Genomic DNA, 10,238 nt, shown 5'->3' on the forward strand with positions numbered 1-10,238 from the left:
CTCCGCTCGTACGAAATAAACGTTTGATCAATGCGATCCGACTAACAACTCATTACCTTAGCTCTCCACCGGAGAGCACGGCTCCGCTCGTACGAAATATTTATACATATAAATAGACTAGATTTGATACCCGTGGATACACAAACTTCGCTCTCATCATTATTCGCAATAGGCTGTGCCATCAGTTGGGCAATTGGAACATTTGCAATAGGACGAGCATCAATAAAAATTTCATCGAAACTGCTGGTTATTATTTTTAATGTTCTTGCGGGAATTTATTTTATTGCAATATCAAATTTTAACTTAAGTCATTTAAATACAAAATTTGTTTTACTTGGGATAGCTGCTGGCTTTGCGCATGCAAGTGCCTTAAGTCTCGTTGGATTCGCTTTATCTAAAGGTCGCAGCGGGGTCATTGCCCCTACAAGTTCTGTTTTTGAAATATCAATACCTGTTATAGCTACTACAATATTCCTAACACGACTTGGATTAGTAACATACATTGGTATTTTTATATTAATATCCAGTGTTTGGTTATTGCGCAAGGCCGATAATGAGAGCCACTCAACTTCTGTATTCACAGATATAATGTTAGGACTTCTAGTCGGATCAGGGTTCGGTTTAAATATTACATTTATATCATTTGTTGATAACATTGCGAAAGATAATGCTTATTTCATTACACAGATTTCAAGCATTGTGCTGTTAAGTATTTTAATCATCATCAAAAAGAGCAAAGACAAAAATTCAACATTAGGTATTAAAAACCTTGCAAATAAAACAATTGCAATAAATTCAGCGATGTTCATATTATTCGAACTATTAGGGATAGTATTTTTGAACGAAGCATTAAAAAGAGGCATAGCTGGAATTGTTGCAGCATTAGCTTCAATTCCATTTACTTTAGGAATAATAGCGATATCAGTAGTTTTATTGAAAGAGAAAATTTCTAAAGTACAACTGATTGGTATAATTGTTGCAAGCGTAGGTATTGCCGTGACACATTTAAGTACCGTTTAAGAAATGCGCTCGAATTCATAATTCATAAAAAGTCCAGTATCAAAAACACCATTTAAATTGGTGATATCATTAACACAATCGGGACTAAAGCCGGAACGATTTATTATATCAACAATAGCATTGCCAGATTCTGTAATAACAGGACCATCTTTTGACCCAGCTCCAGCCAAGCGGATAGAAACAGAATCAAAGCCCAATAAATTCAAATCCTTATAAACATCAATAAGCTTGTTTGGGATTACTTCTATTGGTGCTGGAAACTTCTCGCCTAAGACAGAAACATCTTTGGTCGAATCTGCAACAACAAACCGCTTTTTTGACGCATTGAATACTTTGCGTTCACGATGCATCGCGCCACCTCTACCCTTTAACAAGTTTTTACCATCGTGTACTTCGTCAGCACCATCAAAACACCAATCAATTTGTACATCATCAGAAAGTTCTAAAACATCAATATTTAAAGATTCACAAAGCCATGCAAGTTCATAAGATGTCACAACTGCCTTAATATCTAGACCGTCTTTAACAGCATCACCAAAGGCTAAAGCACAAACCATGGATGTTGTCCCGCTACCAAATCCAATGACTTGACCATCTTTTGCAAAACTAATCATTTCTTTTGCAATAGTCTCTTTTTCAGCACGATTACTTACGCTCGACCATAATTTTTCGACTTCAAATGGAAAGTTATTCATTATGCTCACTTCTTTTTCTTCTTCTTTTTAACTTTTTTACTAAAGAGGCTTTTGCCTTTTTTCTTTAGTTCCATCGATTTATCAAGAGCAGCAAATTCAGCCATGACTTCTGGGGTAATTGCATTAATAATATACTCAGCTTCATCAAGAACATTTGCGGTATCTTGCTTATTAGCTCCAACCACTTCGCCTACAGGTGTGATTATTGGTGTTGCTAAAGTCCCGTAATCCCATCCCACATCAGCAGTACGTTTTACAAAAGCTTCGCAATTCTCGGGACATTCAAATGGAGCATTTGGTGCTAGATCGAGGCGACATTTCCTAACAACTTCACCTGTAGCATAAGTTCTAGAATCAAAGTTCTTACAATCGAATCTCATTGTCATAGATATATATTAGTTATAATAAATCTGGAATTTATAATTTACTATTTAATATTCCCATTACTAGAGATCTAAAGGCTTTTGAACGATGAGAATACGAATTTTTATATTCATTACCTAATTGTGAATATGTTTTATCGTTGCCATAATCAGTAGGAATAAAAATCGGATCGTAACCAAATCCAGAGTCACCAGTTTTTTCCGATGAAATAATTCCTTCAATATTTCCAATAGCTACAACATCGTTAATGTTTTTTCCAGCAGCGATTGCGCAAGTTGAAAATCTTGCAGTTCTATTTTCTTTAGATACACTAGAAAGTTCTTCTAATAATTTATTGCAATTATCATCATATGTAGCATTCTCACCTGCATATCTTGCAGCCCAAATACCAGGTCTACCTTCAATAGCATCAACGAACAATCCTGTGTCATCGGCAATTGCAATACAATCAGGATTCACACTAAGCCAAGCATGTGCTTTAATGCGAGCATTTTCTTCAATAGTTTCACCATCTTCAATTACTTCTCCAGGATCTACTCCTGGAACAAAAATAAAATCACCGGTAAAATTTTTACGAAAGATTTCTTCTATTTCTGCACGTTTATTATCGTTATGAGTGGCTAAAACAAATTTATACATTATTCAAAAGGGTTTTTTATTACTCTAGGTTCAGGTGGAATAGAAAGTACTTCATTTTGTAATAACATTACTTCTTTAATTCCTAGTGTTGCAATATCTAATAAATCATCAAGTTCACCTTTAGAAAATGCCATACCTTCAGCTGTTCCTTGTACTTCAACGAAACGGTCCCCGCTCATCACAACATTCATATCAACTTGAGCAGTCGAATCTTCAATATAATCTAAATCAGCAACTACTATGCCTTCGACTATACCTACACTTAGTGCTGCGCATTGTTCAGTTAGTGGCATTGAACTCAATATTCCGGTTTGTAATAATCTTGTAAAACAATCATGTAAAGCAACATAACATCCTGTTATTGATGCGGTACGTGTACCACCATCAGCTTGTAATACATCACAATCCAATGTAATAGATATTCCTGGCATTAATGATAAATCAACAACACCACGAAGAGATCTACCAATCAATCGTTGTATTTCTTGTGTTCGACCAGACTGTTTTCCTTTTGCTGCTTCACGAGTTACTCTCTGGGGTGATGAACCAGGCAACATAGAATATTCTGCTGTAACCCATCCTTTGTTAGAGTTTTTCATCCAATGCGGAATATTGTCTTCCATCGATGCTGTACACAGAACTTTAGTATTTCCAAAAGTAACAAGTACTGAACCAAGCGCATATTTTGTGTAATCACGTTCAAAACTAAAATCTCTAAGTTGTTCTGGGGTTCTATTGTCATGTCTCATTAAAATGATTCTATATGTAATTAAATATTATCTACGAGTTCAATGAAGTGTTCGTGTAGTTTTTCGTAGTTTTCGTATCTATGAAAACTCGGTGCTCCAGGTGCCAATAAGACAACATCTCCTGGTTTCGCATTTTCACTTGCCCAAATTATCCCGCAAGCTAAATCTTCACAATGTTTAACATTCTTTAGCTGTGACTCAACTTCAAAACCTGTATCTGGCAATGTTATAACTACATATTTGGATTTAATTTTATTAAATTCATCTATTGCATCACTTTGACTAACATTTCTATTCGCTCCACCATAGAGCAAAAATATCTTCGCATCTTTATAAGTTTTTGCAATATCCTTAAGTGCTTCCACACTTGAATGTGGCGCTGTCGCTAATACGTCAGATATATAAATGACGCCATTTATAATTGCAATAACTTCTTTTCTATATTGAAGACCAGGAAAGGTTTTTAATTCAGCTTGAATATCAGCTTTTAACATTTCTGGCTTAATAGTCTTCATTATTTTAAAAATCATATTTTCATTTTGTTCAGACAAAGTTATATCTAAGTCTTCGTCAGATGTATACACAACATCACAACCATGTTCAAAAAGATTCTTTTTATCTTTATAATATCTTTCAGGTGTAATATGCCAGTCAATATGACAATCAAACAAAGATGTCAATACTCCAACATGAGGTGAAATTGTTATGTAGGATGCCTGAAAGCTAGAGACTTCCAATATGATATAACGAGAATCCATTAATTGATTAAGTGGAAGAGATCCTACAGAACTTCCTATATTGCCAAGTAAAATCGAGTCTTTAAGTATATGTTTTAACATCGAAGATGTAGTGCTTTTCCCTTTAGTGCCAGTAATACCAATAAATATTTTTTCTGGAAATATAGATTTATTTGTAGCCAGCCACCATGCCAAGGGTGTTGTTGCTCGTTTCTTTAATGATTTAATGAACTTACTATATTTAGAGATTCCAGGACTAACAAAAATTATTGTACAACTATCTAGATCCGACTGATTACGAACACATTTTCTCGCAAAGCCCACATCATTTATCTTTAACTCTTCATTCGCACTAACAAAATCTATGTCAGAAATATTTTGGTCGTCTGGAAGAAAAATGGAAATACCATCTTTATACCCAATATTTTCTAGGTATCTAATAATACCTGCAGTGTCTCGACCTAAACCAACAATACCAATTCTTTCTCCATCAAGCCTGGCTAATACTTCACTTGTATATTCTTCAAACTTTAAATTTTCTATAATGTCTATAAATTCTTTTTCAACAAAATTGTTTACCCCAAAACCTTTATTAAGTTTATGGTTTTTTGACAGAAAATCTATATCTTTTATCGAAGAAAGAACGGTTTTTAATTTAGATTTCTTATTGATTTTATTTAATGCTTTTTTCATCAGCAGTACTGTTTCACCGATAGTGCCTACACATTCAAATGGTTTACCGTTACCCATACCGATAAGATCCAAAAAGCCTTGTGTATTATTTTTTTCATCAAGTAAATTCTTTCCAAATATTTTTGAAACATATTCGATCTCTAGAAAAGCGCTCATCCCTATAAAGACAAACCTACACTTGTCGCATTCACCACACCACGATAGAGTTCTATCATTTTTATTAATTTTAAAAACACGGTTACAACTAGTAAAACAATTATGAAATTGTTTAGCCATAGAAAATATAGAAAATATTTCATATTCACTTAATATTCTCAATATTGAGAAATAATTTATAGGTTTATTTACGAATGAAGCAATAGCATCTCGCAAATACTTTTCAGCAATAAATGATTTAGAAAATTGATGATTAACTTCTACATCCTCAACGATTCTTGTGGCTTCATTCGCAGATGATTCATTACTCATCACAACACTTTGTGCCCCAATGCAATATCCGGCAACACAAGCTAGCGTCGAGACCAATGCAGTCACTGGAACATGGCCATTAAACGCGCCATCTGTATTCCATCTTAAAAGTTCAGGATCTATTTGTCGCTTAACATTTACCATTGAAATATCAGCAGCTTTTGCCGTATTATTTATCGATTTATGATCACCTACTGAAAATCCGATTATTTTTTTATTAGTACGTTTTAAAATTTCTAGTGAAGTCGCTGAATCTTTGCCCCCACCAATGGGAACTAAGAACAAATCCTCTTCTTCATTTTTTTCTTGCTGCAAGGATAGATCCTTCCGGTTTTGCAGCTTAGGGGTTAGTTCCGGAGCAATGATTATGGGAGTATCAAGCAAGTTTAATTTATTTTGAAATCTAAATTCACGTAAACCTTCATCATACAATGAGCTTATCCACTCTGAAACCTGAGGAGTTATAGGAAAATCGACAACAACCTGTTTTGTAGGCGATGCTTTGAAATAGCTTAGCGACGAAGAAAGAGCAACGAGATCAATGTATCGAGGCAAGTCATCTATATATATTTCTCTATTCTCTCCAAAATTAAAAGAAAAGCTTTCTTTGAAGTTTCGTTCTTTATCGAATGAATAGCTACATGTAATTTCTAATTTTTCGTCGATGAATTCAAATATAGGTTTATGTATCAAAAACGACTTATACATTTATTCAGTCCAATCACTAGATGCTTTAGATAATCTATCGTTAATAGCAACACCTAATCCAATATTGGATGGAGCGATCACCAAAATCCCTGAACAACCTTTATCTTGTGCATGTCTAAAAAAAGAATATAATTTATGTGCAAATTCTTCATTGGAATTTATGATTTGGCTAAATGAGATTGAATTATTAATAAACTTATTAAAACCAATATAAGCTAGATTTCTGTGATTGGTATTTTCAAGTCGCAATTCTAGATCTTCAATATTTTCAAATCTATAAACCGGAATTCTAGGTGAATAATGAATTTTGAGATTTCCTGAAACTTTAATATTAGAAATATCAATATCCGATATTTGTGCTTGATCTAAATCTAATAGCTTAGAGATTTCAATGTCTGTAATATATCCACTTCGCAAAATTTTAGGAGTATCACCTAGACATGAGATAATTGTTGATTCAACACCAACATTACAATCTCCACCGTCTAAAACTGTCAATCTATCTGTGAATTCTGAAATAACGTGTTCGGCTGAGGTAGGAGAAACATGAGAGAAAATATTTGCACTTGGACCGGCAACAAGAAAATCACATTTTGAAAATAATTTTAAAGCAATATCATGCTTTGGAACACGAACAGCAATACTATCTAATCCACCTGTAACTTCATCACAAACTATAGTGTTATTTTTTTTTGGCAAAATTAAACTCATTGGGCCAGGCCAAAAATTTTCTGCTAAGACATATGCATAATCCGGAATATTTTCAACACATTCAAAAACACTCTTTGTATTTGAACCATGAACAATCAACGGATGATTCTTAGGTCTGTTTTTAGCTTTAAAAATCTTATTTACAGCCACACTAGAATCGGCTCTGGCTCCTAAACCATATACAGTTTCGGTAGGAAAACCTAACAGATCTTCAGCTTCTAAAACTGAAATACATTCTAAAATATTATTAGTAATCAATTTGAATTACTTTCTTTACCAGAAATTCACTGTCTCGCTTGTAGTCAAAACATCGCCTAATTCATCTGTCCAAATATTTGCCGATAAATATTTCCATCCAGCATCAGGACTAATACAGACTATTGTTCCCGATTCCATAGTACTAGCAACTTTTAGAGCACCTGAGACAACAGCACCAGTTGATACACCTACAAAAATTCCACATTCGTCTAATAGACGACGAGTAACTTCTATAGATTCTTTTGAACGAACAATAATTCTACGATCAATCAAAGTATCAACAAAAATATCGGGAATAAAACCCTCATCTAAAGAACGAAGAGCTGTAATAGTTTCCCCAACTGGTGGTTCTATAGCAATAATTTTTACTTCTGGTTTATTTTCTTTGAAAAACTTTGACACACCCATTAATGTTCCAGAGGTACCAAGACCTGCAGCGAATACATCAATTTCTGGTATATCTTTAAGGATCTCTGGACCAGTAGTTTTATAATGTGCATCTACATTTGCGCTATTGCCGTACTGGTATAGCAATATCCAATCTGGATTTTCTTTTTTGACTTCTTTTGCTTTAGCGATTGCGCCATTACTTCCTTTTGAACCATCGGAATATATAATTTCCGCACCATATGATTTCAAAAGTTCTTTTCTCTCAGTCGTAACATTCTCGCTGAGTACTATAACTAGATGATATCCTTTTAATTTACATACTAAAGCTAAACCTATTGCAGTATTTCCGCTTGATGATTCTAAAACTGTACCGCCTGCTTTGAGCTCGCCACTTTTCTCAGCAGCTTCAATCATTGATACTGCTGCACGATCTTTAATGGAGCCGCCAGGATTTTGGCCTTCAAGTTTTAAATATATTTTGATATTTTTATTAGGTGACAATGTATGTATTCCTATAACAGGAGTATTCCCTACAAGATCAAGTATTGATTCAACACGCATATTTACCTATGTTAAATTCCGCCAGCAACAGCAGGTAAGAGTGTAATCTCATCGCCTTCTTTTACTGGAGCGTCTAATTTACCAATATAACGAATATCATCATCATTTACATATATGTTGACATATTTATGTAAATTAGAATCTGAATCATATAAAACACCAGTTATATCAGGGTATTGTGCCGTTAAATCGGCCAGTACCTCAGATACAGTTGCACCTTTGGTAGTTACCACAGCATTATTTCCTGTAGCATTTCTCATTACTGTAGGTATACGTATAGTTATAGACATTTGATTATTCTATAGTGAAAAGCCAGAAAATTACTAAATTTCGCATGATACGCAAAAAATAATTGATTTCGCGAATAATATTACTTAAGTTTTGGTTCAAATGGGACGAAAATATGACTAATGAATACTTTAAACGAAACCGCAACAAATTCTCAATCTCAATGGGGTAATAGGATTCCTGTAGAGATCGATAAAAAGTCTGGATTGATGATAGCTGGAGAAGCTAAGCGTCCTATTGATATCAACCAAGATATCTCGCTTGCACTCTCAAGTTATTTATCTATGGTCTATGAACTCCGTTCAATGACTTCAGGAGTTGTCTCACTTCGAGTTGAGGACATTTCTTCTCTATCTGATGCTTTCGAAATGGAAGAAACAGAAGTAGGTGAACGTCTAGCGAGGTTGATGCACTGCGACGATCTACAAACTCGTCGTTTCTTACAAATGCTCAAACGCGGTCGTGTACTTGTTCCTATTTCTATGGTCGCTGCTGGTGCCTTGATTGCTGTTACTTTATCTTTTAGTGGAGCAAATGGAACTAGTAGCAATAATGTTCCTGCTCGAACTCGAGCAAACGTTGAAGTTAGTCAACCGGCAACTACTATTCGTACAGAATCTGTTGTTGATATTGGTGATGCTGCCGTCATTGAACGTGTTGCTCAAACTGATGTACAAGAGACGAATACGAACGATGCTCCTGTAAATGTTATCCCTGATTTTTCAAGTCCAGAAGCACATGAAAATGCTCCTAGTTCTGCACCAGATGTTCAAATAGGTGATGGTATAAGTGTTACTCGCGGTGACGGTATGGGTGAATAAACCCTTAGACGATATTACAGTTGACTTTAGCGATTTCATTTGAAGATTTATCAATTTGATAACTATTCATGACAATATCTTTCTCTTGTAATGAGACAATTGAATATATCCAATTTGGATCGATAGAGAGTTTTATATCCGTAGGAGAAGGATAAGCTTTACTATGCGTATGCGAATGAACAACACCGACTATTTCTAGATTATTCTCATCACAATATCTTGATGCTTTTAGTTGATCTATTGAATCGATCTCGTAAATTAAAGCAGATGCCGCTGCATTCTTTGTCGGCCAGAATCTTTTAATCTCTCCCATAGGCATATTGTTCTCGTCTATTGGACCAATTAAAAGGCCACATCCTTCTAGTGGAAAGCACTTTTGCATATGGTCTATAAGTTTTTTGTATTCGTCTTGCTTTATTTGCCAAATCACTTAGAACACTTTAGACGCAAATCGAATAGAATATAAGTGATATGAGTGAAAATGAAGAAAAAGCTAAACGCAGAGGTGATGGAGTTGTCGCGACTAACCGTAAAGCTAACCACGACTATGCAATAAGCGATACTTATACTTGCGGTATTGAATTAATGGGCCCTGAAGTTAAATCATTGCGACTTCATACAGCCTCAATTACTGAGGCTTTTGCTCGCGTTGACGAAAATTTAGAATTGTGGATTTACGGGATGCATATCAATCCTTATAAATTTTCTAGAGAAGAAATTGACCCTATACGACCGCGAAGATTACTGGCCCATAAAAAAGAAATTATTCAAATGGGTAAAGCATTAGAGGATAAAGGTACAACTTTAATTGCATTAAAAATCATTTTCTATGATGGCAAGGCTAAAGCACTTATTGGCGTTGGTAAAGGTAAACGTCAATATGATAAGCGCCAAGCGTTAAAAAAGAAAGATCAAAATCGTGAGATTGAAAAAGTTCTTAAATTTAAAAACCGTTAAATGTAGTAATTCTTAACTGTTTCTAGTATCTCGTCTTGAGGACAATATCTCCATATTTTACCAACTCTTGTGCTGAAGTAAAATAAACTTTACCTTTATTTTTTATCACTGCAAATGAAATAGCATTTACAATATCACCATTTGTATCAACAGCTTTTG

At 34.6% G+C, this 10,238-nt stretch carries 12 protein-coding genes; 3 read left to right on the forward strand and 9 right to left on the reverse strand.

All coding sequences use genetic code 11. The annotated features are described in order from the left end of the window. Window positions 1–132 precede the first annotated feature (132 nt). Complete coding sequence (locus tag KBF89_07620; GenBank protein MBP9116192.1) at window positions 133–1,020, forward strand: EamA family transporter; 888 nt, start codon at window positions 133–135, stop codon at window positions 1,018–1,020. On the opposite strand, the gene rpiA is transcribed toward KBF89_07620, so the two are convergent. The 8 genes from rpiA to KBF89_07660 are packed head-to-tail and all read right to left on the reverse strand — an operon-like array spanning window position 1,017 to window position 8,303. After that, window positions 1,017–1,715, reverse strand: a complete 699-nt coding sequence (gene rpiA, locus KBF89_07625; protein ID MBP9116193.1) for a ribose 5-phosphate isomerase A — start codon at window positions 1,713–1,715, stop codon at window positions 1,017–1,019. The two genes, KBF89_07620 and rpiA, sit on opposite strands and share 4 nt — an antisense overlap. 5 nt (window positions 1,716–1,720) lie before the next feature. Beyond that, the gene (locus KBF89_07630) at window positions 1,721–2,101 is read right to left on the reverse strand and encodes a hypothetical protein (GenBank protein ID MBP9116194.1); all 381 of its coding nucleotides are present in this window, start codon (window positions 2,099–2,101) and stop codon (window positions 1,721–1,723) included. 31 nt (window positions 2,102–2,132) lie between these two features. Continuing rightward, the gene (locus KBF89_07635; protein ID MBP9116195.1) at window positions 2,133–2,738 is read right to left on the reverse strand and encodes a non-canonical purine NTP pyrophosphatase; all 606 of its coding nucleotides are present in this window, start codon (window positions 2,736–2,738) and stop codon (window positions 2,133–2,135) included. Next, complete coding sequence (rph, locus tag KBF89_07640) at window positions 2,738–3,487, reverse strand: ribonuclease PH (protein ID MBP9116196.1); 750 nt, start codon at window positions 3,485–3,487, stop codon at window positions 2,738–2,740. Before rph ends, KBF89_07635 begins: the two co-directional genes overlap by 1 nt. A 20-nt stretch (window positions 3,488–3,507) precedes the next feature. Further along, the gene (locus KBF89_07645) at window positions 3,508–6,093 is read right to left on the reverse strand and encodes a hypothetical protein (GenBank protein ID MBP9116197.1); all 2,586 of its coding nucleotides are present in this window, start codon (window positions 6,091–6,093) and stop codon (window positions 3,508–3,510) included. Next, on the reverse strand, window positions 6,094–7,062 hold the full coding sequence (locus KBF89_07650) for a threonylcarbamoyl-AMP synthase (protein ID MBP9116198.1): 969 nt from the start codon (window positions 7,060–7,062) through the stop codon (window positions 6,094–6,096). It lies immediately after the preceding gene. 15 nt (window positions 7,063–7,077) lie between these two features. Beyond that, a complete protein-coding gene (locus KBF89_07655) occupies window positions 7,078–8,013 on the reverse strand; it encodes a cysteine synthase family protein (protein MBP9116199.1) in 936 nt (311 codons plus the stop codon). A gap of 11 nt (window positions 8,014–8,024) precedes the next feature. Next, on the reverse strand, window positions 8,025–8,303 hold the full coding sequence (locus KBF89_07660; GenBank protein ID MBP9116200.1) for a MoaD family protein: 279 nt from the start codon (window positions 8,301–8,303) through the stop codon (window positions 8,025–8,027). 120 nt (window positions 8,304–8,423) lie between these two features. On the opposite strand from KBF89_07660, the gene KBF89_07665 reads away from it, so the two are divergent. Continuing rightward, window positions 8,424–9,122 carry a hypothetical protein gene (locus KBF89_07665; GenBank protein MBP9116201.1) on the forward strand — a complete coding sequence of 233 codons (699 nt, stop codon included), beginning with the start codon at window positions 8,424–8,426 and terminating at the stop codon, window positions 9,120–9,122. A gap of 4 nt (window positions 9,123–9,126) precedes the next feature. Here KBF89_07665 and KBF89_07670 read toward each other — a convergent pair whose 3' ends face one another. Continuing rightward, window positions 9,127–9,552 (reverse strand): M67 family metallopeptidase, encoded by a 426-nt coding sequence (locus tag KBF89_07670; protein ID MBP9116202.1) that lies wholly within the window; start codon window positions 9,550–9,552, stop codon window positions 9,127–9,129. A 41-nt stretch (window positions 9,553–9,593) separates the two neighbouring features. On the opposite strand from KBF89_07670, the gene smpB reads away from it, so the two are divergent. Continuing rightward, window positions 9,594–10,079: an SsrA-binding protein SmpB gene (smpB, locus tag KBF89_07675; protein ID MBP9116203.1), complete on the forward strand. Its 486-nt coding sequence runs from the start codon at window positions 9,594–9,596 to the stop codon at window positions 10,077–10,079. Window positions 10,080–10,238: the final 159 nt, after the last annotated feature.

The organism is Acidimicrobiia bacterium (assembly GCA_018057765.1).
Taxonomy (GTDB): domain Bacteria; phylum Actinomycetota; class Acidimicrobiia; order IMCC26256; family JAGPDB01; genus JAGPDB01.

Coding starts and splice junctions, on each gene's coding strand:
- rpiA (MBP9116193.1), bottom strand. CDS start 1,715: ATGAATAACTTTCCATTTGAAGTCGAAAAATTATGGTCGAGCGTAAGT.
- KBF89_07630 (MBP9116194.1), bottom strand. CDS start 2,101: ATGACAATGAGATTCGATTGTAAGAACTTTGATTCTAGAACTTATGCT.
- KBF89_07635 (MBP9116195.1), bottom strand. CDS start 2,738: ATGTATAAATTTGTTTTAGCCACTCATAACGATAATAAACGTGCAGAA.
- rph (MBP9116196.1), bottom strand. CDS start 3,487: ATGAGACATGACAATAGAACCCCAGAACAACTTAGAGATTTTAGTTTT.
- KBF89_07645 (MBP9116197.1), bottom strand. CDS start 6,093: ATGTATAAGTCGTTTTTGATACATAAACCTATATTTGAATTCATCGAC.
- KBF89_07655 (MBP9116199.1), bottom strand. CDS start 8,013: ATGCGTGTTGAATCAATACTTGATCTTGTAGGGAATACTCCTGTTATA.
- KBF89_07660 (MBP9116200.1), bottom strand. CDS start 8,303: ATGTCTATAACTATACGTATACCTACAGTAATGAGAAATGCTACAGGA.
- KBF89_07665 (MBP9116201.1), top strand. CDS start 8,424: ATGAATACTTTAAACGAAACCGCAACAAATTCTCAATCTCAATGGGGT.
- smpB (MBP9116203.1), top strand. CDS start 9,594: ATGAGTGAAAATGAAGAAAAAGCTAAACGCAGAGGTGATGGAGTTGTC.